This is a genomic window from Actinoplanes sp. KI2 (genome assembly GCF_025630775.1).
GTDB lineage: Bacteria > Actinomycetota > Actinomycetes > Mycobacteriales > Micromonosporaceae > Actinoplanes.
The window spans coordinates 34,369-59,747 of sequence record NZ_JAOSZE010000019.1 but is presented as its reverse complement, the minus strand read 5'-3'; the positions used below and the strand labels follow the sequence as shown (position 1 = coordinate 59,747).

Genomic DNA, 25,379 nt, shown 5'->3' with positions numbered 1-25,379 from the left:
GCCTCCCCGTCAGGCGCGCAGACGGTAGCCGACGCCGCGGACCGTCTCCACCAGGTCGGGGCGCCCGAGCTTCGCGCGCAGCGACGCGACGTGCACCTCCAGGGTGTGCTTGCCCGACCAGGTGGTCTGCCAGACGTCGAGCAGGATGCGCTCGCGGGACAACGCGACGCCGGGCTGCCGGGCCAGCGAGGCGAGCACGTCGAACTCCTTGCGGGTCAGCGTGACCGGTTCCTCGTCGAGGTGCACGGTGCGGGCGGCGTGGTCGATGCGCAGCGGGCCGATCTCGGCGACCTCCCGGGCCGGCGGGGGATGCCGGACGCTGCGCCGCAGCAGCGCCTCGATCCGCGCCTCCAGCTCGGCCATCGAGAACGGCTTGACCACGTAGTCGTCGGCGCCGACCCGCAGGCCGGTGACCCGGTCGCGCTCCTCGGCGCGGGCGGTGACCGCGATGATGCCGACCTGATCGTTGCGGGCCCGCAACGCCCGGCACACGTCCAGGCCGTCGCCGTCGGGCAGGTTCATGTCGAGCAGCACCAGGTCGCACGGGGCGGCCTCGAGCGCCGCGGTGGCGGTCGCGGCGTGCTCGACCTCGTAGCCGCGGCGCTGCAGCATCGAGACCATGACCGAGCTGACTCGGCGGTCGTCCTCCACCAGCAGAATCCGCACGCGGCGAAATCTACTTCATCCGGGCCCGGGCACCGGCCAGCAGTTGGACCAGATGGGTGCCCGGAACGCCGGCGAGATCCGCCGACTGGGTGCGGCAGGAGAACCCGTCGGCGAGGAACACGTCCCCCGGTTTCTTCCGCTGCAGGGCGGGCAGCAGCTGCTGCTCGGCCACCTGGACCGACACCTCGTAGTGCCCGCGCTCGACCCCGAAGTTGCCGGCCAGCCCGCAGCAGCCGCCCAGCCGGACGACCTCGGCCCCGGCCGCCTTCAGCAGTTTCGCGTCGGCCTCCCAGCCCATCACCGCGTGCTGGTGACAATGCGGCTGGGCGATCACCTTCAGGCCGTCCAGCGAGGGCGGGGTCCAATCCGCCGTACGCGACAGGAGCTCCGCCACGGTGACGGTCGCCGCGCTGACCTTCCGGGCCCGGTCGCCGTCGAGCAGCTCCGGCAGGTCGCCGCGCAGGACCCCGGTGCAGGACGGTTCGAGGCCGACGATCGGCACGCCGTTCTCCGCCGCCTCGGCCAGCTCGTCGACCGTACGGCCGAGGATGCGCTTGGCCGCGTCCAGCTGCCCGGTCGAGATCCAGGTCAGCCCGCAGCACGCCGCCCTGCTGGTGAGCCGCGGCGCGTACCCGGCGTCGGTGAGCAGGTCGACGGCGGCCTTGGCGATCTCCGGGTCGAAATGATCGGTGAAGCTGTCCACGAAGAGCACGACCGGCTTGCCGGTGGTCACCGTCCGCCCGGCGAACCACTGGCGGAACGTCTGCGGCGCGAACTTCGGAATGGCCCGCCGCTTGTCCACGCCCGCCAGGAAGAGCGCGACGTTCCGCAACCCCGGCAGAGCGGTCATCCGGTTGGCGAGGCGCGGCATCTTCGAGGCCAGCCGCGACCACCGTGGCAGCCAGCCCAGCGCGTAGTGCGACCGCGGCCGCAGCCGCCCCTTGTAGCTCTGGTGCAGCACCTCGGACTTGTAGGCCGCCATGTCGATCCCGGTCGGGCAGTCGCTCGCGCAGCCCTTGCAGGACAAACAAAGATCGAGCGCATCGTGTACGGCGTCCGAGCGCCAGCCGGGCGCAAGATCACCGTCGAGCATCTCCTGCAGCACCCGCGCCCGGCCCCGGGTCGAGTCCTTCTCGTTCTTCGTCGCCAGGTAGGACGGGCACATCACGCCGCCGAGCACGCTGGTGTCGGCCCGGCACTTGCCGACCCCGGTGCACCGGTGCACGGCCTGGTTGAAGTCACCGTGATCGGCGTGGTACGCCAGCGCCAGCCGGGCGCGCACCGGCCGGGCCTGGGCCACCCGGATGTTCGCGTCCACCGGGTCGGGGTCGGCGATGGTGCCCGGGTTGAGCAGGTTGCCCGGGTCGAACGTGGCCTTGATCTCGCGGAACAGGCCGATCGCGGCCGGCGAGTACATCCGGCTCAGCAACTCGCTGCGGGCCCGGCCGTCGCCGTGCTCGCCGGAGAGCGAGCCGCCGTAGCTCACCACCAGATCGGCGGCGTCCTCCAGGAACGCGCGGAACTTCGCCGGACCGCCGGGCTTGTCGAGCGGGAAGTCGAGCCGCACGTGCACGCAGCCGTCGCCCAGGTGCCCGTACGGCATGTTGCTCAGGCCGTGTTGCACGCAGAGCGCGTCGAAGTCGCGCAGATACGCCCCGATCTTCGCGGGCGGCACGGCCGCGTCCTCCCAGCCGCCGTGCGCCGGCAGTCCCGAGGGTGCCCGGCCGGCGAGGCCCGCGCCGTCCTCCCGGATCCGCCAGAGCGGCGCGGCCGCCGCGGTGTCCTCCACCACCAGCGTGTCGACCGCACCCGCCGACTTCGCCAGCCGCTCGGCCTGCGCCCGCGCCTCGCCGAGATCGTCCCCGGCGATCTCGACCATCAGCCAGGCGTGCCCGCCCGGCAGCGGCGGCACGGCGCCCGGCCCGCGGCGGCTGCGCACGATGTCGCAGATGCGCGAGTCGATGCCCTCGCACGCGGTCGGGTGGAACTCCAGGATCCCCGGCACCGCGTCGCCCGCGGCGCCGAAGTCGGGGTAGCCCAGCACCACCAGAATCCGATATTTCGGATCGGCCACCAGGCGGACGGTCGCCTCGGTGACCACCGCGAGGGTGCCCTCGCTGCCGACCAGGAACTCGGTGACGTTGAAGCCGCGCTCCGGCAGCAGATGCTCCACCGCGTAGCCGGAGACCTGCCGCCCGAAACGCCCGAACTCGGTGCGGCCGACGGCCAGGTTGGCGGCGATCGTCTCGCGCAGCCCGGTGATCGTCTTCTCGGCGCCGCTGATCTCCGTGCCGTTCGCGACGAGCCGCTCGCCGCCGATCGTGAGCGCGCTCCAGCCGGCCACGTTGTCCGACGTACGCCCGTAGCCCAGCGTCCGGGAGCCGCACGAGTTGTTCCCGATCATCCCGCCGATCGTGCAGCGGGTGTGCGTGGACGGGTCGGGCCCGAACCGCAGCCCGTGCGGTTTCGCCGCCGCCTGCAGCACGGCCTGCACCGTGCCGGCCTGCACCCGGGCGGTCCGGCTCGCGGGGTCCACCTCGAGGACCTGGTTCAGATACCGGCTGAAGTCGAGCACCACGCCCGGGCCGATCGCGTTGCCGGCCACCGACGTCCCCGCGCCGCGCGCCGTGAGCGGCACACCGAGGTCGCGGCAGACCGCCAGCGCGGCGGCGACCTCCTCCTCGGCCCGCGGGCGCACCACCGCCTGCGGCACGATGCGGTAGAGCGAGGCGTCGGACGCGTACATCGAGCGGTTGGTCGCATCATCCAGCACGTCGGCGATCCCCGCCCCGCGCAGCCGGCGCACCAGCTCACTCGACTCACTCATGTGCCCGACCTTTCCACCACCGCATGCCGCGCCAACCACCTCCCCGGACGCTACCCAGGGGGTGGGACAGCACCGCGGTCAGGGCTTGACCGACCGGTAGTAGCGGGCCGCACCCGGATGCAGCGGCACCGGCAGGGTGCCGATCGCCGAGCGGATGTCCAGCCGTTCGGCCGCCGGGTGCGCGGCGGCCAGCACCTCGCGGCGCTCCAGCAGCAGCCGGGTCAGGTCGAACGCCAGGTCGTCGTCCATCGACGACGCGACGACCAGCAGGTTGGGCACCGCGACCGTGGCGACGGCCGGCATCTGGTACGCGGAAATCGGGACGTCGCGGACGACGTACACGTCGCTGTAGGTCTTGCGCAGGTCGCCCGCCCACTTGGACAAATCGACCAGCCGGGTCGGGACGGTCGCGCTGAGCTCCTTGATCCCGGCGACCGGCAGCCCGCCGGAGAAGAAGAACGCGTCGATGTTGCCGGCGGTGAGCGCCAACCGCGAGTCGTCCAGGCTGAGGTGGCGCTCGTCGATGCCGCGCATCCGGGCCACGGTCAGCAGCCGCCGCACGGTCACCACCGTGCCGGAGCCCTGGGCCCCGATCGACACCCGCTTTCCGGCAAGATCTTCGAGGGTACGGATCGGCCCGTCCGCCCGTACCACCAGGTGCAGCAGGTCGTCGTACACCCGGGCCAGCGCGGCCATCGACGGCGCCGAGGCGCCACCGGAGACCAGGACGTCCGCCTGGGTGAACCCGACCTCGGCCCGGCCGGTCGCGATGAGCTGCAGGTTCTCCGCGGACGCGGCGGTGACCAGCACGCTCGCGCCGGTGTTCGGCAGGTCCTGGTCGATGACCCGGGCGAAGGCCGAGCCGATCGCGTAGTAGACGGCCGTCGGGCTGCCGGTGGCGATCCGCACGACGCGGTGCCGCGGCGGCCGGCCCACGCACCCGGAAAGGGTCAAGGCGGCCAGCCCACCCAGGAAGCCGCGACGTCTCACCGGCGCAAGTTTCCCTCAAGTCCGCGCCGGTGGTGTACCCGCCGAACGGCCCGATCGGTCACGGTAACGGGATGAACCGCGATCAGGCCCGGGACATCGTGCTCGCCGCCGCGCTGCCGACGGCCTTCGAGGCAGCCTGCCTCGTCGGCTGCGCGCTCGCCCAGGGACGGCCCGCCGCCGTGATCGAGTTCGACCGGGGGGACGCCGCCGGCCGCCTGACCTTGTTGCTCACTCGCCTCGGCGTTGCGGCGGAGCACGAGGTGCAATCGGGGGGCGGCCGGCGGCGGTACGACCTGCAGCGGGTGCACGTGCCGGAGGCGCAGCGGGCGGCGACCGCCCGGATGATCGCGGCGGCCTGGCGGCAGGGACGGCAGGCGCTGCTCGGCGATCAGGCGCTCGGGGCGTCCTCGCCGCGGCATGCCCAGCGGTTGACGCTGGCGCACGCCGCCTGGCGGGCGGCGCTGCTGGCCGGCGGCCGCCGCCGGCGCGGCGACCTGACGTCGGTCCGGCTGGGTGATCATGAGATGGCCGCGGTTCTGGTACGCGCGGCCCGCCTGCTGGACGTCGCCACCGAGGTGTCCCGCCGGCCCGGCTGTGTCATGGTCGCCGTCGCGGGCGCGCCCGGAATCACCCACGCATAAGCCGTCGCGGCCGGGCCCGGGATCACCCACGCATAACCGGTGGCGCTCCGATGGGCGTTTCGCGACAATTCTGGGCGTGCCGGAAGTCGAGGTCGTCATCGCACACCGCGCCCGCACGACCCTGCGGGTCGGCGACGTCTTCCTGAAGATCGACGCCGATCAGGCGCTCACCGACGTCGAGGTCGAGGCGATGACCCTCGCGCCGGTCCCGACCCCGGAGGTCCTGTGGCGTAAGCCGCCGGTGCTCGCGCTCGCCGCCCTCCCCGGGTCCGCGATCGGCCACCTCGGCGAGCCGTCGGCCGCGTCGCCGGCGGCGTGGGCCGCGGCCGGCGCCGCCGTGCGGAGACTGCACGACGCGCCGCTGCCACCCTGGCCCGGGCGGAGCCTCGACGAGATCGCCGCCCGGCTCGACGGCGAATGCGAGCGGCTCGTCGCGACCGGCATCCTCCCCGCCGGCCTGGTCGCCCGGAACCGCCGGATCGCCGAGGCCGCGCTCCGCCCGTGGCAACCGGCCTTCACCCACGGCGACCTGCACGTCAGCCACGTGTTCGTCGACGGTGACGAGGTCACCGGCGTGCTCGACTGGTCCGAGGCGGCCCGCGGCGACGCCCTGTTCGACCTCGCCACCCTGACGCTCGGGCACCGCGAGCACCTCGGCGACGTCGTGGCCGGCTACGGCGGCGGCGTCGACCTCGACGTGATCCGGGCCTGGTGGTCGGTGCGCAGCCTGCTCGCGGTTCGCTGGCTGGTCGAGCACGGCTTCGACCCGTTCCGGCCGGGCTGCGAGGTCGACGTGTTGAGAGCCCAGATCGCTACGTCGGAGCTATTTCTGCAAGGCGCGGACTAGCTCGGCCTTGGTCATGTGTGAGCGGCCGGTGATGCCGCGCCGCTTGGCCTCGGACATCAGCTGCGCCTTGGTCTTCTCCTGGTCCGAGGACTTGCGGCCGGCCGACGGCTTGCCCAGCTCCTGCCAGCGGGTCTCGGTCATGGTGATGCCGTACTTGCCGGCGGCCCGCTTGATCCGGCGGAACGCCTCTTCGCGCTCGGCATCGGTCACGTCGCGCACCTGATCGAAGCGGGCGATCGCGTTGCGCACGTGGCTCGCGTCGGTGAGCGGCTCCTTGCGCTCGCGCGGGAAGGCGAAGCTGCTCTCGCTCAGCGCGTTCCGGTCTTCGGCATCCAGTTCGTTCCGGTTAGTGGCCATACCGGGTGTCATACCCCGTGGCCCGTTGATTACGCCGCTTGGGCGCGGTGACCGGCGGTGCGGGCGTCGCGGTGGTCGGCGGTGCGGGCGTCGCGGTGATCGGCGGTGCGGGCAGGAAGTCGGGGATCAGTGGCTCGCTCTGGTACGCCGGGAAGGCGGGCGCCGGCATGAACAGCTCGGTCGGGATGCGGTCCCGTTTGCGGTGGTCGCGCAGCCGTCCAAGCAAGCCCATAGTCAGGAACTTTAAGCAAACAACCGGGCACGGCCTTCCCCCGAATAGTTGCTGCCGATCAACCAACCGGGTCCTGCAGGGCGACCCGCAGCCAGTCCTCGACCCCCGCGACGTGCACGGTGGCCCACGAGCGCGCCAGTTCCGGCTGGCGGGTGGCGATCGCGCCGAGGATCGCGGCATGCTGCTCGCGGGTCTTCTCCACCGCGCCGGCCTGGGTCAGGCCCCGCCAGATCCGCGCGCGGGTGGTCGGGCCCGACAGGCTGTCGATCAGCGAACAGAGCAGCGTGTTTCCCGACCCCGCGGCGATCCGGTGGTGGAACTCCAGATCGTTCGCGACCAGCTCGTCGATCCCGGCGTCGTCGCTCAGATCGGCGAGGACCTTGCCCAGCTCGCGCACGTCGTCATCGGACATCCGCTGGGCGGCCAGCGCGGTGGCGGCCGGTTCGAGGATGCGGCGGACCTCGAAGAACTCCAGGACGGTGTCGTCGCGGTGGAAGTCGACGATGAAGTTCAGCGCATCCAGCAGCATTTGCGGGGCGAGGCTGGTCACGTAGGTGCCGTCGCCCTGCCGCACGTCGAGCACCCGGATCAGCGACAGCGCCTTCACCGCCTCGCGCAGGGAGTTGCGCGACAGTCCGAGCCGCTCGGCGAGGTCGGCCTCGCGGGGGAGCCGATCGCCGGGCCGCAGATCGCCCGCGACGATCATCGCCTTGATCTTCTCGATCGCCTCGTCGGTGACTGCCACGTGCGCTCCCTAGTCCAGAGACAGATGGTAGGTCTGCGCGGCCGTCCCGCCGAGGACCGCCTCGCGCGCGTCTGCCGGCAGGATCACCTCCAAGGCCGCAAACCATTTCCCGTACGCCGAAGCCGACGCGTTCCCGCGTTCGGCGTTCTCGTGCTCCGCGTTACCGGCGGCCGCCCTCGACGCGTCGCCGCGCTCCGGTCCGGCGTCGTTCCGGGATGCCGGGGCCAGCGTGCAGACCGGCCAGTCGGATCCGAACATGAGCCGGTCCGCGCCGAACAGCCGGAGCGCCTCCTCGACATACGGCCGCAGATCGTCAACCGTCCAGGAATCCCACGACGCCTCGGTGACCAGTCCGGACAGTTTCGCGGTCACGTTCGGACAGGCCGCCAGCAGCGCGAGGTCGGCCGCCCACGACCGGAACCGGCCCGTTCTGATCGCCGGCTTCCCGAGGTGGTCGAGGACGAACCGTACCGCCGGCAACTCCCCGGCCAGCCGCGCCGCCGCCGCGATCTGATCGGCCCGGATCACCAGGTCGAAAGCGAGCCCCTGGGCGCCGATGGTGCTCAGCCCGCGACGCAGATCGTCCCGATCGAGGTACCCCGGGTCGTCGACGCCCTGAATCTGCTCCCGAATGCCCACGAGCCGCTCCCCGCCCGGCAGCGCCCGGTAGCCGAGCAGAGTCTCGTCGAGATCGGGTGAGCAGGGATCGGCCCACGCCACCACCCCCGCGATCTCCGGAGTCTCCGCGAGGTACCCGAAGAGCAGCCGAGCCTCGTCGCCGTCGCACCGCCCACCCTCGACCAGCACGGTCCGGTCCACGCCGTGGGCGGTCAGCTCGGCCCGCAGCTCGGCCGGGGAGAAGGTGTGCCGGATCGGCTCCACCTCGGTCGCGTTCAGCCACGAGTACCCCTGGTCGATCCGCCAGAGGTGGTGGTGCGCGTCCACAATCACGCCGCGGCCCGATCGGGAACGGGCGCATCCGCGCGGAGCAGGCCATGGTCGACCAGCTCTGCCCACATCTCGGCCGGTGGGGGCGGAGCCGCCGCGAGCGCGAAGTTTCGCCGAGCCTGTTCCGGCGTCTGCGCCCCGATCACCACCGAGGCGATCGCCGGGTGTGCCGCGGCGAACGCGAGCGCCGCCCCCGGCAGCGACACGCCATGCCGCGCACAAACGGTCGCGATCGCTCGCGCCCGCGCAACGATCGAATCCGGCGCCTCGCGGTATTCGTAGGGGAGCCCGGCGTGCGGCTCGTCGACCGCGAGGAGACCGCTGTTGAACACCCCGCCGTTGAGCACCGCGACTCCCCGCCGCAGGCACGACGGCAGCAGCGAGTCCAGGGCCGGCTGCTCGAGCAGCGTGTACCGCCCGGCCACCAGAACCGCGTCGATGTCGGTGTCCGCCACGAACCGATCGAGAACGGCCGCCTTCGTCGAGCCGACCCCGATCGCTCGCACCACGCCCTCCGCCCGCAGCGCGTGCAGCGCGGGATACGCCTCGTCGAGCGCCGCCCGCGAGTGATCCTCCGGGTCGTGGATCAGCACGAGATCGACCCGGTTCAGCCCGAGCCGATCCAGGCTGCCCGCGAGCGAGCGCACCACGCCGTCCGCGGTGAACGACCACTCCCGCCGATAGGCGGCCGGCACGACGAACCCGGCCGGGTCCGGCTCCCCGGCCGTCGACGGCGACGGCACCAGCAGGCGACCGACCTTGGTGCTGATCGTGTACGCATCCCGGGGCCGCCCCCGCAGCGCGGCCCCCAGCCGGCGTTCGGAGAGCCCGAGCCCGTAGTGCGGCGCGGTGTCGAAGTACCGCACCCCCGCGTCCCACGCCGCCGAAACCGTCGCCGATGCCGTCTCGTCGGAGATCGCGGTGTAGAGGTTGCCGAGCTGCGCGCACCCCAGGCCGAGCCTTGTCACGGCAGTCTCCAGACCAGGTGCAGGCCGTCGTCCTCGCCGGAGTAGTCGTCCTCGACCTCCAACAGCTCCGCCATCCGCGCCTGCCACGGCACGTTGGCCGGATGATCCCGCAGGTGTGCCCGCATCCGCCGGTAGTCGTCGACCTCGACCAGGTGGAACAGATCGCGCCCGTCCCGCCAGATCCGCCACGAACGGACCCCGGCCGACCGCAGCGCCTCGTCCAGCGCCGGCGGGATGGTGGCGTGCACCGCCTCGTACTCCCGCTCCTTGCCCGGACGCAGCCGGGTGTGCAGCGCAATCTCCGGCATCAGTCCTCCTCCGGGCCCGGACCCGGCCGGGTGTGCAGTGCAATCTCCGGCATCAGTCCTGTGCCTTTCCTGAGGTCAGCCGGGCCAGCACCAGCGCCGCCAGGATGATCGCCCCGTAGATCGCCTGGATCCACTGCGCCGAGACCCCGCCGAGCGTCAGGATGTTGTTGATCAGGCCGATCACCAGCACGCCGCAGAGCGCCCCGAACAACGTCCCCTTCCCGCCGTCGAGGCTGACCCCGCCGATCACCGCGGCCGCGAAGACCGTGAAGATCATGCCCTGCCCCTGTGCGGCCGCGACCGATCCGAACCGCCCGGTCATCAGGAGCCCGGCCAGCGCGGCCAGCAGGCTGCCGACGACGAGCACGAGCCAGACGACCCGGTCGGTGCGGATGCCGGCCGCCCGGGCCGCGTCGACGTTCCCGCCGATCGCATAGACCGCCCGCCCGGCCCGCAGGAAGCTCAGCGCCAGGATGCCGGCCGCGAACAGCACGGCGCAGATCCAGATCGAGGCGGGCAGCCCGAGCCAGGTCGCGTTGCCCAGGTAGAGCACCGAGGGCGGGATGTCGAACAGGTTCTGCCCGCCGGTCAGACCGATCTGCAGTCCACGGAGGACGATCAGCATGCCGAGCGTGACGATGAACGCGGACAGCCGGAAGCGCAGGATCAGCAGCCCGTTGAACGCGCCGATCACCGCGCCGGTGAGCAGGCAGATCGGGATCGCGAGCGCGGTCGGCCACTCGGTGCCGAGGCCGTGGCTGGCGGTCGGGATGACCAGGCCGAGCGCGAGCGCCGGGGCGAGCCCGATGGTCGACTCGAGCGACAGGTCGAACTTGCCCGCGATCAGGATCACCGACTCCGCCAGTACCAGCAGCGACAGCTCGGTCTGCTGTTGCAGCACGTTGACCAGGTTGTCGCGGGTCAGGAACACCGGGTCGATCAGCGCACCGACCAGCACCAGCACCAGGATGGCGGGCACCAGCGCCAGATCGCGGAACCGGGCGAACCGCAGCCGTGGCCGTGGCTGCGCGGGCGTGGTGGCCAGCGTGGGCGTTCCGGTCACTCCCTAACCCCTCTCTTGCCGTACGCCTTCGACAGCGCCGATGAGCGCGTTGTCGTCCCAGCCCTTCCCGGCGTGGTGCACCACCCGGCCGTGGAACATGACCAGCACCCGATCGCAGTCGCGCACGTCGTCCAGCTCGTCGGAGACGATCAGCACGGCGGTGCCGCCGGCCGCGGCCCGCACGACCGCCGACAGCAGCGACTGCTTGGACCGGACGTCGACCCCGGCCGTCGGGCTGACCAGCACCAGCGCCTTCGGGTTGCTGGCCAGCGCGCGGGCCAGCACCACCTTCTGCGCGTTGCCGCCGGAGAGACCCTCGACCGGCTGGTCCGGCCCGCTGGTGCGGATGTCGTACTCGTCGATCATGGCGACCGCGGCCGCCCGGCGGCGGGCCGGCAGCGCGATCCCGGCCGGGCCGAGCCGGTCGGTGATCGTCATGGTGGCGTTCTCGGCCACCGACAGCAGCGGCACCAGGCCCTCGGAGTGCCGGTCCTGCGGCAGATAGCCGAGCCCGGCGCCGAGCGCGGCCGGCACGCTGCCCGGGCGGGGCGTGACCCCGGCGATCGTCACCGTGCCGGTGTCCGCCTTCAGCAGCCCGGCGAGGGTCTGCGCGAGGGCGTTCTTGCCGCTCGACCCCGATCCGATCAGGCCGACCATCTCGCCGGCCCGCACCTCGAGGCCGACGTCCTGGTAGCGGTCGGCCAGCGTCAGCCCGCGTACGTCGAGCACCACCGGGCCGTCCCCGGCGAACGTCCGCGCCGCGGCGGCGGTGACCGGCGCGTCCCCGGTCATCGCCCGGACCAGCTCGTCGTGCGGCAGTTCGTCGACGCCCGCGGTGAGCACATGTCGAGCATCGCGGAACACTGTCACGCGCTGGCACACCTCGTACACCTCTTGCAGGTGATGGGAGATGAACAGGAACGTGACCCCGGCGGCCCGCAGGTCGCGCATCCGCTCGAACAGCCGCTCGATGGCGGCCGCGTCGAGCCGCGCGGTCGGCTCGTCGAGGATGATGAACCGGGCCCCGAACGAGAGCGCGCGAGCGATCTCGACCAGTTGGGTCTGTTCGACCGTGAGGTCCCCGGCGACGGTCGCCGGGTCGATCGCGACGCCGTAGCGGCCGAGCACGTCGCCGGCGCGCCGCCGCAGCCCGCGCCAGTCGATCAGCCCCCGCCGGGTCTGCTGGCGGTTGAGGAAGAGGTTCTCGCCGACGGTGAGCGTCGGGATGATGGTCGACTTCTGGTAGACGCAGGCGACCCGCCGCCGCCAGGCGTCCCGATCGGCGAGCGGCGGCGCCGGCTCGCCGTCGAACGTGACCCGCCCCGAGTCGGCCCGCTGCAGGCCGGTCAGGATGGACACGAGCGTCGACTTGCCGGCGCCGTTGCGGCCGACCAGCGCGTGCGTCTCCCCGTCGAGAAGGGAGACGCCCGCGTCGTCGAGGGCGGTCGTCGCGCCGTACCGCTTGGTGATGTGCTCCGCGGCAACCGCCGTCATATCTGGTTGCCCCACAGGGTTTTGTCGTCGACGTTGTCCTTGGTGACCAGCGGCGCCGCCAGCTGGTCCTCGAGGGTGCCGTTGCCGACGTCGACGATGGTCGAGTCGTGGTCGGTCGGGCCGGGCTGGAACGTCTTGCCGTCGAGCGCGGCCTTCGCGTAGAAGAGCGCGTACTTGGCGTACAGGTCGGCGGGCTGTGACACGGTCGCGTCGATCTCGCCCTTGCGGATCGAGGCGTACTCCTGCGGGATGCCGTCGTTGGAGACCACGAAGATGTGCTTCGGATCGGTCGGCGGCACCAGCAGGTTCTTCGACTTGAGCACCTGCAGCGTCGGGGCGAGGAAGACGCCGCCGGCCTGCATGTAGATGCCCTTGATGTCGGGGTGCTGGGCGAGCCGGGTCTGCAGCGCGGCGGCCGCCTTGGCGCCCTCCCACTCGGTCGGCTCGGCGAAGACGGTGATGCCGGGGAACTTCGTCTTCATGCAGTCGGCGAACGCTTCGGATCGGTCCCGGCCGTTGATGGAGGAGAGCGAGCCCTGGAACTCGATGACCTTGCCCTGGCCGTTCAGCTTCTGGCCGAGGAATTCACACGCCTTCTGCCCGTAGGCGCGGTTGTCGGCGCGCACCACCATGAAGACCTTGCCCTTGTCGGGCCGGGTGTCCACGGAGACCACCGGGATCTTCTTGCCGGCGAGGGTGTCGAGCGTGGTGGCGATCGCCCCGGTGTCCTGGGGTGCCATCACGATCGCCTTGGCGCCCTGGCTGACCAGGGCCTGCGTGTTGGCGACCAGTTTCGCCACGTCGTTCTGCGAGTTGGTCGGCGGCATCATGTTGATGCCGAGCTCGGTGGCGAACTTGGGGACGTACTTCGCGTACGAGTTCCAGAAGTCCGAGTCGGCGCGGGGGAGGTCCACGCCGATCGCGGGGTTGCCGCCGCTGCTCGCGGCGGTGGTCTTGTCGTTGGCGCAGGCGGCCACGGACATGATCAGGACGGCGGCGAGCGCCGATCGGAATGCGTACCTCATGGTGGTTCCCCGATTCCCGGTGGTCAGGCGTTTCGAAGAGCGAGGTGGCGATAGATCGGATGTTTATCAGCTTCACATGCCCGAAATCAAGAGTTGGTCCCCGAAGTTCGCGTCATCCATCCGATGAGTGGTGCGCGAACGTCGTCAACGTTCCGGCCCGCATCGCCGAGCTGAAGCCGGGGGCGGTGGGCGTGACGTAGCGGCCGTCGCGGACCGTCACCGGGTCGACGAAGTGTTCGTGCAGGTGATCGACGTACTCGATGATCCGGTCTTCCATCGAGCCCGAGACGGCGACGTAGTCGAACATGGACAGGTGCTGCACCAGTTCGCACAGGCCGACCCCGCCGGCGTGCGGACAGACGGGCACCCCGAACTTGGCCGCGAGCAGCAGGATCGCGATGTTCTCGTTGACCCCGGCCACCCGGGCCGCGTCCAACTGGAGATAGTCGAGGCCACGCGCCTGCAGCAACTGCTTGAAAACGATCCGATTCGGTACGTGCTCACCGGTCGCCACCTTGATCGGCGCGATGGCGCGGGCGATCGCGGCATGGCCGAGGATGTCGTCGGGGCTGGTCGGCTCCTCGACCCACCACGGGTCCCACGGCGCGAGCGCGCGGATCCACTCGATCGCGACCGGGACGTCCCAGCGCTGGTTGGCGTCGACCGCGATCCGGATGTCGGGGCCGCAGGCCTCCCGGGCGATGCGCAGCCGCCGGCGATCGTCGTCGAGGTCGGCCCCGACCTTGAGCTTGATCTGCCGGAAGCCCTGCTGGACCGCCTCCTTGCAGAGCCGGCGCAGCTTGTCGTCGGAATAGCCGAGCCAGCCCGGCGAGGTGGTGTAGGCGGGATAGCCCGCGGTGATCAGTTTCGCCGCGCGCTCCCGCCTGCCGTCCGATCGCTCCCGCAATATCGCGAGCGCTTCGGCCTCGGTGATCGCGTCGCTCAGATACCGGAAGTCGACCAGGTGGACGATCTCCTCCGGCGACATCCGGGCCAGGAGCTGCCACAGCGGAAGGCCGGCCCGCTTCGCCGCGAGATCCCAGAAGGCGTTGATCACCGCCCCGATCGCCATGTGCATGACCCCCTTCTCCGGGCCCAGCCAGCGCAACTGCGAGTCGTGCACCAGCTCCCGCCACAGCTCGCCGAGGTCCGCGTCGGCCGGCCTCCCGATCAGGTACGGGGTGAGCGCCGCGATCGCCGCGGTCTGCACGTCGTTGCCGCGCCCGATGGTGAACGCGAACCCGTGCCCGGCGTGCCCGTCCGGGTCGTCGGTGCGCAGCACGAGATATGCCGCCGAGTAGTCCGGGTCCGGGTTCATCGCGTCCGAGCCGTCCAGCTGCAGCGAGGTCGGAAACCGGATGTCGTACGTCTCGATCGCCGTGATCCGCGCCCCGCTCACGCCGGTGATCCGATGATTGTGTCGGCTGGTTGCTTGTGAAAGGCTTCGTCGCGCACGTACGGCTTCATACATCGGATGTCTACCATTGACCGCCCGCCGCCGGTAGTAGTCGCCGATTCCCTGGGTAAGCGACAGTCATGACTTCTCCGCAAGGCCTGCCCGTCGGCATGGCCTACGTTCCCCGCCACCGCGACCCGGCCCGCCCGGACGAGCCCGAGGAGGAGGCCGGGCCCACGGTCGGTGCCTCGGATGCCGATGCCGACGCGGCTGCCTCGGGCGCCAACGTCGAAATCACCCCCGCCGAGCGAGACTCCGACGGCGTCCCGGTGGGCGAGGCCGACGCCGAAGCTGACCGCCGGGACTCGGGCGCCTGAGTCCCGGCCCGACCGCCGGAACTCGGGTGCTTGAGTCCCGGCCCGACCGCCGGAACTCGGGTGCTTGAGCCTTGAGCGAGCCGACCCGGTCGCAACTGTTGCCCTGGCATTTCCGGCGGGTTACCTTGGGAGCGCTCCCATAGACGGATGTCGCTCCTTGGAAGGAAGGCCCGTGTCCCCTCTCCCCGCATCCCCCCGCGCCCGGCGGCTGACCACCGCCATCGCCGCCGGTCTCGCCACCGCGGCCGGCGTCTGGTTCGCCGCCGGCACCGCGCACGCCGGCACCGTCAGCGGCACCCTCTACCGCGACCCGGACACCGCCGTCGCGCGGTGGGTCGCCGCCAACCCCAACGACTCCCGTACTGCGGTGATCCGCGACAAGATCGCCAGCCAGCCCGCCTCGCGCTGGTTCGCCAACTTCAACATCAGCACCGTGCAGAGCGAGGTCTCCACGTACGTCAACGGAGCCAACGCCGCCGGGCAGATACCGGTGCTCACCGTCTACGGCATCACCAACCGGGACTGCGGCGGCGCCTCGGCCGGCGGCGCGCCCGATCTCAACCAGTACCAGACGTGGATCGGCAACCTGGCCCGCGGACTCGGCAGCAGGACCGCCCTGGTCATGCTCGAGCCCGACTCGCTGGCCCTGCAGACCTGCCTGAGCTCGAGCGACATCAGCGCCCGCGACCAGGCCCTGCGCACCGCCACCCGGACCATCAAGGCGGCCAACCCGAACGCCAAGGTCTACCTCGACGCCGGCCACTCCACCTGGAACAGCGCCGGCGACCAGGCCGGTCGGCTGGTGGCCGCGGGCGTCGCCGACGCGGACGGCTTCTTCACCAACGTCTCCAACTTCAACCCCACCAACAGCGAGGCGTCGTACGGGCGCAGCGTCCTCTCCTCCCTCCAGGGCCAGGGCGTCTCCGGCAAGCACCAGGTCATCGACACCAGCCGCAACGGCGGCGCGGCCGGCGACTGGTGCGCCGACGACAACACCGACCGCCGGATCGGCCAGTACCCGACCACGGCGACCGGCGACGCGAACATCGACGCGTACCTGTGGGTGAAGCCGCCCGGCGAGGCGGACGGCTGCAAGTACACGGCCGGATCCTTCCAGCCCGACCTGGCGTACAGCCTGGCCAGCTCGGCCCCGAACCCGCCGACCACCGCCCCGACCACCCCGCCGACGACGGCTCCCACCACGCCGCCGACGACGCCCCCGACGACGCCCCCGACGACCGGCCCCACCACGCCGCCGACGACCGCTCCCACCACACCACCGACCACCGCGCCGGTCGGCGGCTGCTCGGCCACGTACCAGACCGCCAGTTTCTGGCAGGGCGGCTTCCAGGGCATGGTCACGGTCAAGGCCGGCAGCGCCGCGATCACCGGCTGGACGGTCACCTGGCCGCTCGGCTCCGGCCAGCAGATCACCCAGCTGTGGAACGGCGAACTGGTTTCGAGCTCGCCGACCGTGACCGTGCGCAACCTGTCCTGGAACGGATCGCTCGCCGCGGGCGCCACGGCTCAGTTCGGCTTCCTCGCCAACGGCACGCCAAACACCCCGACGATCACCTGCACCACCCGCTGACCTCCCGGGGCCCGGCCGCTTTCGGCCGGGCCCCGGCCATCCGGGCATCGCTGAACTCCGAGTCCGCCGAGGACTGTTTCCGACGCGTCGTACCGATGCGTGCGGCGCGGGCTGTGGGAGCATGCGCGGATGAAAGCCGGGGTGTCACGGACGCGGGAGATTCAGGAGCTGCTCTGGCGGGCGGCCGAGAAGCTGCGCGGTTCGGTCGATGCCGGGCAGTACAAGGAGTTCATCCTCGGCCTGGTCTTTCTCAAGCACGTCTCGGACATGGGTGCGCTCGGGGTCCGGTGGGCCGATCTGGCCGGCGGCGACGGCGCGAAACTCGACGCGGCGATGGACTCGATCATGCGGGACAATCCGGCGCTCGCCGGTGTGCTGCCGAAGGTGTTCCGCAGCCTCGATCAGGGTCGGCTCGCCGAGCTCGTCGCGCTGATCGGAGATGCGCGGTTCGCCGGCGAGAAGCGGGACGTGCTCGGCGAGTCCTACGAGTACTTTCTCGAGCGTTTCGCCCGCGCCGAGGGCAAGCGGGCCGGCGAGTTCTACACGCCGGCGGGGGTGGTGCGGCTGCTGGTCGAGGTGCTCGAACCCGATCGCGGCGTCGTCTACGACCCCTGCTGCGGGTCGGGCGGGATGTTCGTGCAGTCCGCCAAGGTCAAACCCGACCTTTCCGTACGCGGGCAGGAGAGCAACGAGCGCACGTGGCGGCTCGCCAAGATGAACCTCGCCATTCACGGCATGGATCCGAGCGGGCTCGGCGATCGGTGGGGCGACACCTTCGCCAACGATCTGCACCCGGGGCTGCGGGCCGACTTCATCCTGGCGAACCCGCCGTTCAACCAGTCCGACTGGCAGCGCGACCCGCACGACCCGCGCTGGCGGTTCGGCGTGCCGCCGCTGAGCAACGCCAACTTCGCCTGGCTGCAGCTGATCGCGGCGAAGCTGGCCGGCGACGGCAGCGCGGGCGTGGTGCTCTCGAACGGGTCGATGTCGTCGCGGCAGATGGGGGAGGGGACGATCCGGGCGGCGCTGGTGCGCGCCGATCTGGTCGCCTGCATGGTGGCGCTGCCCGCGAACCTGTTCCGCACCACGGCGATTCCGGCCTGCGTCTGGTTCCTGGCGCGGAACAAGAGCGCCCGCCGCGGGCAGATCCTGTTCGTCGACGCGCGCGGGCTCGGCACGATGGTGGACCGCACCGAACGGATCCTGACCACCAGCGACATCGCGCGGATCGCCGGCACCTATCGGGCGTGGCGGTCCGACGGGTACGAGGATGTGCCCGGTTTCTGCTTCTCGGCGTCGGTCGAAGAGGTCGCCGAGCAGGATTACGTGCTCAACCCGGGTCGCTACGTGGGGACCGTGGCGCGCGACGAGGAGACCGAGCCGGTCGCCGATCGCATCGAGCGGCTGACCAAGGAGCTGTACGCGCAGTTCGAGGAGTCGGCGCGGCTGGAGGCGATGGTGCGCGATCAGCTCGGGCGCCTGCATGACTGACTGGCCGAAGGGGACGCTGCCGGAGTGGCCGAAGGGGACGCTGCGCGACGTGGCGGCGCCGAAAGGGCTGGTCGGCGGCCCGTTCGGGTCATCGCTGGGCGGCAAGGACTACGTCGGCGACGGCGTTCCGGTGATCCGCGGCGGCAACCTCTCGACGCGGAGCACCTTCGACGCGTCGGCCTTCGTGTACGTCACCGCGGAGAAGGCGGCGTCGCTCGCGCACAATCAGGCGCGCCCCGGCGACGTCGTCTTCACCCAGCGCGGCACGCTCGGCCAGGTCGGCATCGTGCCGGCCGGCCACGACCGCTACCTGATCTCGCAGAGCCAGATGCGGCTGCGGGTCGATCCGGCCAAGGCCGACCCGCGCTTCGTGTACCACCAGTTCCGATCGCCGGCCATGGTGGACGCGATCCGCACCAGCGCCATCACCACCGGGGTGCCGCACATCAACCTCGGCATCCTCGCGTCGCTGCCGATCGTGATTCCGCCGCTGGCCGCGCAGACCGCGATCGCCGACGTGCTGTCCGCGCTGGACGACAAGATCGCCGGGAACGAGCAGGCGGCGCGGATCGCCGGTGACCTGGCCGCGGCCGAGTTCGACCGGGTGAGCGCCGGACATGAGCGAACGTGCGCGCTCGGGGACGTCATCGACCTGGTCTACGGCAAGGCCCTGCCCGCCGCCCGGCGCCGCCCGGGGGACGTCCCGGTCTACGGCAGCGGCGGCGTCTCCGGCAGCCACGACCGGCCGCTCGTCGAGGGGCCCGGCGTGATCGTCGGCCGCAAGGGTACGGTCGGCTCGGTGCACTGGTCGCCGATCGGGTTCTATCCGATCGACACGACCTACTACGTACGCCTCAAAGACCCAAACCTGGGCTTCCCGTACGCGTACTTCCTGCTCTCGTCGTTGAAGTTGAGCCGGATGAACCAGGACTCGGCGGTTCCCGGGCTCAACCGCGGGCACGCCCTCGCGGTCCGGGTGCGCCTGCCGGCGGCCGAGGCGATCGCCGGGTTCACCGAGCGGGTCCGTTCCCTGTTCGCGCTCCGGGACCACCTCGCCGAGGAGAACGATGCGTTGTCGGCGCTGCGCGACTACCTGCTGCCGCGGCTGCTCTCCGGTGCGCTTCGACCCGTACCCGAAAACCGGTTTTGAACTGGGGTTGATGATCACCACCTGGGTCCGGTCGCGGCGTAGGTTGTCGGTATGAACAAGCTCATCAACGATCCGGCGCAGGTCGTCGTGGATGCACTGCGTGGCGTGGCGGCCGCACATCCGGAGCTGAGGGTCGATCATGAGCAGCGCGTCGTGTTCCGCGGCGACGCGCCGGTGCGGGGCAAGGTGGGGCTCGTCTCCGGTGGCGGGTCCGGGCACGAGCCGCTGCACGCGGGGTTCGTCGGGATGGGCATGCTCGACGCGGCCTGCGCCGGTGAGGTCTTCACCTCGCCGGTTCCCGATCAGATGCTCGCGGCCACCAAGGGCGTCGACGGCGGCGCCGGCGTGCTGCACATCGTCAAGAACTACACCGGCGACGTGATGAACTTCGAGATGGCCGCCGAGATGGCCGAGACCGAGGTCGTCGCGGTGGTGACCAACGACGACGTCGCCGTCGAGGACAGCCTCTACACGGCCGGCCGGCGTGGGGTCGGCGTCACGGTGCTGGTCGAGAAGATCGCCGGCGCCGCGGCCGAGGAGGGTCGCCCGCTCGCCGAAGTGGCCGACGTCGCCCGGAAAGTGAACGCCAACGGCCGCAGCATGGGCGTCGCGCTCACGTCGTGCACGGTTCCGGCGGCCGGCAAGCCCACGTTCGACCTGCCCGCCGGCCAGATCGAGGTGGGCATCGGCATCCACGGCGAGCCCGGCCGGCGCCGCGTCCCGCTGGGCACCGCGGCCGAGATCGCCGAGATGCTGGTCTCCCCGATCCTCGCCGACCACGACTTCACCGGCGGCGACGGCGTGATCGCCTTCCTGAACGGCATGGGCGCGACGCCGCTCATCGAGCTGTACGTCATGTACCAGGAGGTCTCGACGCTCCTCGCGAAGGCCGGCGTTCCGGTCGCCCGCACGCTGGTCGGGCCGTACATCACCAGCCTGGACATGGCCGGCTGCTCGGTCACCCTGGTCAAGGCCGACGACGAGATCCTGCGCCTGTGGGACGCGCCGGTGCGCACGCCCGCGCTGCGCTGGGGAGTCTGAGACCATGGCCGACACTGTGGACATCGCCGCGCTGGATGCGTGGATCCGCGAGTTCGCGCGGCTCATCGCCGAACACAAGGAGATGCTCACCGAGCTCGACTCGGCGATCGGCGACGCCGACCACGGCATCAACATGGATCGAGGGATGAGCGCGGTGGTCAGCACGCTGGAGAGCGAACGCCCGGGCCGTCCGAACCAGCTTTTCCAGCGTACGGGGATGACGCTGGTCAGCACCGTCGGCGGGGCGTCGGGCCCGCTCTACGGCACGGCCTTCCTCCGGATGTCCACGACCGTCGGCGACGCGGAGCAACTCGACGGCAACGACCTCGCGAAGATGCTCCGGGCGGCGCACGACGGCGTGGTCCAGCGCGGCAAGGCGTCGCCCGGGGACAAGACGATGCTGGACGCGCTCGGCCCCGCCGTCGAGGCGCTCGAATCGGCGGTCGCCGACGGGCAGCCGCTGGCCGAGGCGCTCGACGCGGCGGTGCGCGCGGCGGAGGAGGGCCGGGCAAAGACGATCCCGATGGTGGCTCGCAAGGGGCGGGCCAGCTATCTCGGCGAGCGCAGCGCGGGGCATCAGGACCCGGGGGCGACCTCGGTGACGCTCCTGCTGGCCGCCGCGGCCAGATCGCTGGCCTGATCCGCGCATGGTCGGTCTGGTGGTGGTGAGCCACAGCCGGGCGCTGGCCGTGGCCGCGGTGGCGCTGGCCGTGGAGATGGTCCACGACGGGCGGCCGCCGATCGAGGTGGCCGCCGGTCTGGACGAGTCGACGACCGGCACCGACGCGGTGGCGATCGCCTCGGCGATCGATCGCGCGGACGCGGGGGACGGCGTCGTGGTGCTGATGGATCTGGGCAGTGCGGTGCTGTCGGCGGAGCTGGCCCTGGAGATGGCCGGGTCGCCCGATCGAGTGGTGCTGTGTCCGGCGCCGCTGGTCGAAGGGCTGGTCGCGGCGGTGGTGTCGGCGGCGTCCGGTGCCGAGCGATCGGAGGTCGCCGCGGAGGCGGCCGCCGCCCTCGAGGCGAAGCTGACCCACCTCGGCTCCGGTTCGTCCACATCGGATGCCGTGCCCTCCGTCGTGGATCCCCTCCCGGCCTCGTCTCCGACCGCGGTCGTCACCGTCGCCAACCCGCACGGGCTGCACGCGCGGCCGGCGGCTCGGCTGGTCACCGAGGCGCGGCGGTTCGACGCGCGAGTGGAGATCCGCAACCGGACGACCGGCTCGGGGTGGGTCCCGGCCGGAAGCCTCTCGCGCGTGTCGACGCTCGGCGTTCTGCGCGGGCACGAGGTCGAACTGCGGGCGTCCGGGCCGCAGGCGGGGGCGGCCGTCGAGGGGTTGGTCGCGCTCGCGCGGCGTCGATTCGACGAGGCCGACCTGCCCGCCGCACCGGCTGTGACGGAGGTACCCGGAACATCGGCGACCGGGGGAACGCGAGGTCAAGCGGCGTCGGCCGGTGTCGGCGTCGGGCCGGCCTGGCGCCCGGTCGCCTCGCCCGCCGGCATTTCCGAGATGCCGGGGCAGGGCGTCGCGGTGGAGTGGCCGCGGGTCGAGGCCGCCGTCGAGGCGACGCGGCTGGAGATCTCGCAGCTCATCGGGGGCTTCGGGCCGGACCGGGCGGGCATCTTCGAGGCGCACCTGCTGCTGTTGGCGGACGCGGATCTGCTGGACGACGTCCGGGCCCGGATCGACGGTGGTGACGCCGCGCCGCGAGCGGTCCGCGACGCCGCCGAGCGGGTGGCGGGGGAGTTCGAGGCGCTGCCCGACCCGTACCTCAAAGGTCGTGCCGCCGACGTGCGAGCGGTCGGCGAGCAGGTGGTGCGCCATCTGCTCGGACTCGAGCAAACGCGACTCGACGGGGACGGCGTGCTGATCGCGTCCGATCTCACCCCGGGCGACGTTGCCGGGCTCGACCGGAGCCGGGTGACCGGGGTGCTGCTGGCGGGTGGCAGCCCCACCGCGCACGCCGCCATTCTCGCCCGGGGGCGCGAGATTCCGATGGTGGTGGGGGCGGGCGCCGGCGTGCTCGGCGTCGCGGCCGGGACGACGATCGCCCTCGACGGCGGCACCGGCGAGTTCGTGATCGCGCCCGACGACCGGGCGCTGGCGGAGTTTCGGGGCCGGGGGACGCAGCGCGCCGTTCGCCGGCAACGGGCCGAGCGGCTGGCGCACGAACCGGCCGTGACCCGCAACGGCGTGCCGATCGCGGTGGCGGCCAACGTCGGATCGGTCGAGGACGCGCGCGCGGCTGCTGCGCACGGCGCCGACCTGGCCGGGTTGGTGCGGTCGGAGTTCCTCTTTCTCGATCGGGACGAGGCGCCGGGCGTCGACGAACAGGTCGCGACCTATCGAGCGCTCGCCGAGGCGATCGGCGGTCGGCCGATCACCGTGCGGACGCTCGACGTCGGCGGGGACAAGCCGCTCCGATACGCTCCCGGCCGACCGGAACAGAACCCGTTCCTCGGCGTACGCGGGCTTCGGCATTCGCTCGCACATCCGCGGCTGTTTCGCGATCAGATCGAGGCGATCGTCCAGGTCGCCCGGGACACCCCGATGAGCGTCATGTTCCCGATGGTCACCAGCCTCGACGAGCTGCTCGCGGCGCGTCGGCTGCTCGACGACCTCGACGCGCCGAGCGGGCTGGCGGTGGGCATCATGGTCGAGGTGCCGGCCGCGGCGCTGAAAATCGCTACGTTCCGATCGCATCTGGACTTCGTCAGCATCGGGACGAACGACCTCGCGCAGTACACGCTGGCGGCCGAACGCGGGAACCCGGCCGTGCCGGCCGACGCGCTCGACCCCGCGGTGCTGCGCCTGATCGACCGGGTGTGCCGCGACGCCGGAGTTCCGGTGGCGGTCTGCGGAGAGCTCGCCGCCGACGAGACCGCCGTTCCGGTGCTGGCGGCCCTGGGCGTGCGGGAACTCAGCGTGACGCCGCCCGCTGTGCCGCTGGTGAAGGAGGCGGTCCGCGCCGCCGGCGGCGAAAGCGCGGCGTGGGCCCTGGAACTGCCCGACGCCGCCGCCGTCCGCCGTCACCTGGCCGGCGCGTAAGCCGTTCCGCGCCGAGCGGCGGCCTGCTTGCTGCGGCCAGGACCGCTGCCGCGCCGTCGCCCGCCTCGGCCACCACCCGTGCCGGGCTCGCCCGGTCAGTGGCTGAGCAGGTCCGGCATCTTGCCGGCGATCAGGGCGGCCGAGCGGCGCGGGCTGTGCCGGTACAGCTTGTCCATCAGTTCCCGAGCCGCGTCACCGCGACCAAACCGCCTCTGAGGTGCGGATTCGCAGAAGCGTACGCGACTGTATGCTTCTCTGCGGAAGCGCTGCGGCTTATCTGTGGATGCGTCGCGGCTACCGTCGCAGGGTGGGAAGCGCGTCCGGCTCCGGGACGATGACCAGCCGCCGGGTGGCGCGGGTCTGTGCCACGTAGAGGTCACGCTCGGTGAATTCGGCCGGCGCCACCACGAGTACCGTGTCGAACTCCAGGCCGCGGCAGGCGGAGACCGGGATGGCCCCGGGAATGTCCAGGTGATCGGGGCCGATCACGGCGACGAGCTCGTCATCGTCGAGGTCCAGGGTCGGTGGCGCGATCAGTGGCGGCTCGCCGTGCCGCAGCGATCGACTGAGCCGCTGACCGGGGGCGATCGCGGCGAGCAGATCGCGGTTGTACTCGAGGATCTCCGCGGTGGTCCGGTAGTTGACCGTCAGCGTGTGCCGCTCGAATCGATCGCCGACGGCCTGCCGCCAGGTCGTGACGGTCGAGCCCTGGCCGGCCTGGGCGAAGTCGCCCACCACGGTCATCGATCGAGACGGGCAGCGTCGCAGCACGGCCCGCCAGTCCATCTCGGTCAGCTCCTGCGCCTCGTCGATCACGATGTGCCCGTAGACGACCTCGGGCGGGCCATCGAGCAGCTCGGCGGCCTCGTCCAGCAGCGCGAGATCCGCGGCGGTCCAATCCGTTTGCGGCCCGATGATGTCGCTCGCGGTCAGCCGCGGCCAGATCCGATCGATTGCCGCGTCGAGCCGCGGATCGTCCACGACGGTTTCGGCGAGTTCCGAGAGCGCCGTCGACGCATCGCGACCGAGTTCGCGCGCTTCCGCGCCGAGGCCGAGCGATTCGAGGTCGGCGGCGACCGCCGCGTCCAGGTCGATCCCGGTGGCCGCGGCCGTGTCCGCGTCGATCCGCGCCAGCGTCGTGGCGGTCCTCGCGGCCCGCACCCGTCGCAGCTCGGCAATCAGGTACTCCTTGAACGCCGCTCGACCCGGGTTGTGCGGCAGATCGTGGGCGGCCGCGATCGCTTCACCGACCGCCTCCGCGCCGATTTCGATCGTTTCCGACCCCAGTGGCAGCTCGATCGGCGCGACAGCCGGCCGGCGCGCCGCCACCAGCGATCGGATGGAATCGGCCATCTCCGCCTGCCCCTTGCGGCGCGCTTCCGCGGGCGTGTCGGTCGCGGTCGGTTCCTGCCCGGTGAGCCCGGCACGCGTGACCAGAACGGCGTCGTTCTCGCCCAGCGACGGCAACACCCGCTCGATGTACGAGAGGAAGCGAGCGTCCGGCCCGACCACCAGCACCCCGCGCTCGGCCGCCGCGGGGAGCGCGAACAGCACGTAGGCCGCCCGGTGCAGCGCCACCACGGTCTTCCCGGTGCCCGGACCGCCCTCGACCACGGTGATTCCGCGGTGCGCCGACCGTACGATCGCATCCTGCTCGGCCTGCAAGGTCGCCACCGCGTCGCCCATGCGCCCGGTGCGCGGCGCGGCGAGCGCTTCGGCGAGCGGACCATCCCCGACCCGGTCGTCCGGGCCTGGCGGCGACCCGTCGAGGATCTCGTCCGCGACCGACACCACCCGGCGTCCGTCGAGCCGCAGGTGCCGGCGCCGGCGCAAGCCCATCGGATGCGCCGCGGTGGCCGCGTAGAACGGCTCGGCGGCCGGCGCCCGCCAATCGATCAAAATCGGCTCGCCGTCCACCCAGAGCCCGCGCCGCCCGAGGTGCAGCGTCGTCCCGTCGACGCGATCGATCCGGCCGAACACCAGTGCATGCTCGGCGCCGCGCAGCGCCGCGAGTCGTGCCCGCAGCACCGGCGCGCGATCCGGCCCTGGCCGGCCCGCGAGCTCGTCGACGACCGAGGCGATCTCGGCGTCGAGCACCTCGTACATCCTGGAAACCTGCGCCTGCTCGCCCACCGCAACCATTCTCGGCAGATTCCCCGGGAAAGTAAGTCT

The 25,379-nt window shown here is 71.9% G+C and carries 23 protein-coding genes; 9 read left to right on the top strand and 14 right to left on the bottom strand.

Annotated features, from left to right (window positions below):
- Nucleotides 1-9 precede the first annotated feature (9 nt).
- The 3 genes from ODJ79_RS21025 to ODJ79_RS21015 all read right to left on the bottom strand — a co-directional run bounded on the left by ODJ79_RS21025 (nt 10) and on the right by ODJ79_RS21015 (nt 4,483).
- Entirely contained in the window at nt 10-666 is a 657-nt protein-coding gene (locus tag ODJ79_RS21025) for a response regulator transcription factor (RefSeq protein WP_263025223.1), read from the bottom strand.
- Between the two features lie 10 nt (nt 667-676).
- Nucleotides 677-3,493 carry an FAD-binding and (Fe-S)-binding domain-containing protein gene (locus ODJ79_RS21020; protein WP_263025222.1) on the bottom strand — a complete coding sequence of 939 codons (2,817 nt, stop codon included), beginning with the start codon at nt 3,491-3,493 and terminating at the stop codon, nt 677-679.
- A 78-nt stretch (nt 3,494-3,571) separates the two neighbouring features.
- Complete coding sequence (locus ODJ79_RS21015) at nt 3,572-4,483, bottom strand: TAXI family TRAP transporter solute-binding subunit (RefSeq protein ID WP_263025221.1); 912 nt, start codon at nt 4,481-4,483, stop codon at nt 3,572-3,574.
- Between the two features lie 71 nt (nt 4,484-4,554).
- Between ODJ79_RS21015 and ODJ79_RS21010 the strand changes: the two genes are divergently transcribed.
- Together ODJ79_RS21010 and ODJ79_RS21005 are read left to right on the top strand one after the other, a co-directional pair.
- Nucleotides 4,555-5,124: a hypothetical protein gene (locus ODJ79_RS21010; protein ID WP_263025220.1), complete on the top strand. Its 570-nt coding sequence runs from the start codon at nt 4,555-4,557 to the stop codon at nt 5,122-5,124.
- A 76-nt stretch (nt 5,125-5,200) separates the two neighbouring features.
- A complete protein-coding gene (locus ODJ79_RS21005) occupies nt 5,201-5,971 on the top strand; it encodes an aminoglycoside phosphotransferase family protein (RefSeq protein ID WP_263025219.1) in 771 nt (256 codons plus the stop codon).
- Here ODJ79_RS21005 and ODJ79_RS21000 read toward each other — a convergent pair.
- From ODJ79_RS21000 to ODJ79_RS20955, 10 genes are all read right to left on the bottom strand, one after another.
- Nucleotides 5,948-6,328 carry a DUF6582 domain-containing protein gene (locus ODJ79_RS21000; RefSeq protein ID WP_263025218.1) on the bottom strand — a complete coding sequence of 127 codons (381 nt, stop codon included), beginning with the start codon at nt 6,326-6,328 and terminating at the stop codon, nt 5,948-5,950. The two genes, ODJ79_RS21005 and ODJ79_RS21000, sit on opposite strands and share 24 nt — an antisense overlap.
- A complete protein-coding gene (locus ODJ79_RS20995; protein ID WP_263025217.1) occupies nt 6,318-6,560 on the bottom strand; it encodes a hypothetical protein in 243 nt (80 codons plus the stop codon). The genes ODJ79_RS21000 and ODJ79_RS20995 overlap by 11 nt, the downstream gene beginning before the upstream one ends.
- 58 nt (nt 6,561-6,618) lie before the next feature.
- Nucleotides 6,619-7,305 carry a FadR/GntR family transcriptional regulator gene (locus ODJ79_RS20990; RefSeq protein WP_263025216.1) on the bottom strand — a complete coding sequence of 229 codons (687 nt, stop codon included), beginning with the start codon at nt 7,303-7,305 and terminating at the stop codon, nt 6,619-6,621.
- Nucleotides 7,306-7,314: 9 nt separating this feature from the next.
- Nucleotides 7,315-8,256, bottom strand: a complete 942-nt coding sequence (locus ODJ79_RS20985) for an amidohydrolase family protein (RefSeq protein WP_263025215.1) — start codon at nt 8,254-8,256, stop codon at nt 7,315-7,317.
- On the bottom strand, nt 8,253-9,221 hold the full coding sequence (locus ODJ79_RS20980; protein WP_263025214.1) for an aldo/keto reductase: 969 nt from the start codon (nt 9,219-9,221) through the stop codon (nt 8,253-8,255). The genes ODJ79_RS20985 and ODJ79_RS20980 overlap by 4 nt, the downstream gene beginning before the upstream one ends.
- On the bottom strand, nt 9,218-9,529 hold the full coding sequence (locus ODJ79_RS20975) for an L-rhamnose mutarotase (RefSeq protein ID WP_263025213.1): 312 nt from the start codon (nt 9,527-9,529) through the stop codon (nt 9,218-9,220). Before ODJ79_RS20975 ends, ODJ79_RS20980 begins: the two co-directional genes overlap by 4 nt.
- 52 nt (nt 9,530-9,581) lie before the next feature.
- The gene (locus ODJ79_RS20970) at nt 9,582-10,592 is read right to left on the bottom strand and encodes an ABC transporter permease (RefSeq protein ID WP_263025212.1); all 1,011 of its coding nucleotides are present in this window, start codon (nt 10,590-10,592) and stop codon (nt 9,582-9,584) included.
- 3 nt (nt 10,593-10,595) lie between these two features.
- Entirely contained in the window at nt 10,596-12,086 is a 1,491-nt protein-coding gene (locus tag ODJ79_RS20965; protein ID WP_263025211.1) for a sugar ABC transporter ATP-binding protein, read from the bottom strand.
- Nucleotides 12,083-13,111 carry a sugar ABC transporter substrate-binding protein gene (locus ODJ79_RS20960; protein WP_263025210.1) on the bottom strand — a complete coding sequence of 343 codons (1,029 nt, stop codon included), beginning with the start codon at nt 13,109-13,111 and terminating at the stop codon, nt 12,083-12,085. The genes ODJ79_RS20965 and ODJ79_RS20960 overlap by 4 nt, the downstream gene beginning before the upstream one ends.
- Nucleotides 13,112-13,223: 112 nt before the next feature.
- Complete coding sequence (locus tag ODJ79_RS20955) at nt 13,224-14,510, bottom strand: enolase C-terminal domain-like protein (RefSeq protein ID WP_263025209.1); 1,287 nt, start codon at nt 14,508-14,510, stop codon at nt 13,224-13,226.
- A 137-nt stretch (nt 14,511-14,647) separates the two neighbouring features.
- On the opposite strand from ODJ79_RS20955, the gene ODJ79_RS20950 reads away from it, so the two are divergent.
- The 7 genes from ODJ79_RS20950 to ptsP all read left to right on the top strand — a co-directional run bounded on the left by ODJ79_RS20950 (nt 14,648) and on the right by ptsP (nt 23,207).
- Nucleotides 14,648-14,884: a hypothetical protein gene (locus ODJ79_RS20950; protein ID WP_263025208.1), complete on the top strand. Its 237-nt coding sequence runs from the start codon at nt 14,648-14,650 to the stop codon at nt 14,882-14,884.
- Nucleotides 14,885-15,056: 172 nt separating this feature from the next.
- Nucleotides 15,057-16,475, top strand: a complete 1,419-nt coding sequence (locus tag ODJ79_RS20945) for a glycoside hydrolase family 6 protein (protein WP_263025207.1) — start codon at nt 15,057-15,059, stop codon at nt 16,473-16,475.
- A 129-nt stretch (nt 16,476-16,604) separates the two neighbouring features.
- On the top strand, nt 16,605-17,966 hold the full coding sequence (locus ODJ79_RS20940; RefSeq protein ID WP_263025206.1) for a type I restriction-modification system subunit M: 1,362 nt from the start codon (nt 16,605-16,607) through the stop codon (nt 17,964-17,966).
- On the top strand, nt 17,959-19,116 hold the full coding sequence (locus ODJ79_RS20935; protein WP_263025205.1) for a restriction endonuclease subunit S: 1,158 nt from the start codon (nt 17,959-17,961) through the stop codon (nt 19,114-19,116). Before ODJ79_RS20940 ends, ODJ79_RS20935 begins: the two co-directional genes overlap by 8 nt.
- A gap of 51 nt (nt 19,117-19,167) precedes the next feature.
- Nucleotides 19,168-20,157 (top strand): dihydroxyacetone kinase subunit DhaK, encoded by a 990-nt coding sequence (gene dhaK, locus ODJ79_RS20930; protein ID WP_263025204.1) that lies wholly within the window; start codon nt 19,168-19,170, stop codon nt 20,155-20,157.
- A 4-nt stretch (nt 20,158-20,161) separates the two neighbouring features.
- Complete coding sequence (dhaL, locus tag ODJ79_RS20925) at nt 20,162-20,797, top strand: dihydroxyacetone kinase subunit DhaL (RefSeq protein WP_263025203.1); 636 nt, start codon at nt 20,162-20,164, stop codon at nt 20,795-20,797.
- A 7-nt stretch (nt 20,798-20,804) separates the two neighbouring features.
- Nucleotides 20,805-23,207, top strand: a complete 2,403-nt coding sequence (gene ptsP / locus ODJ79_RS20920) for a phosphoenolpyruvate--protein phosphotransferase (protein ID WP_263025202.1) — start codon at nt 20,805-20,807, stop codon at nt 23,205-23,207.
- A gap of 294 nt (nt 23,208-23,501) precedes the next feature.
- Here ptsP and ODJ79_RS20915 read toward each other — a convergent pair whose 3' ends face one another.
- Nucleotides 23,502-25,349 carry a HelD family protein gene (locus ODJ79_RS20915; RefSeq protein ID WP_263025201.1) on the bottom strand — a complete coding sequence of 616 codons (1,848 nt, stop codon included), beginning with the start codon at nt 25,347-25,349 and terminating at the stop codon, nt 23,502-23,504.
- Between the last annotated feature and the right edge of the window lie 30 nt (nt 25,350-25,379).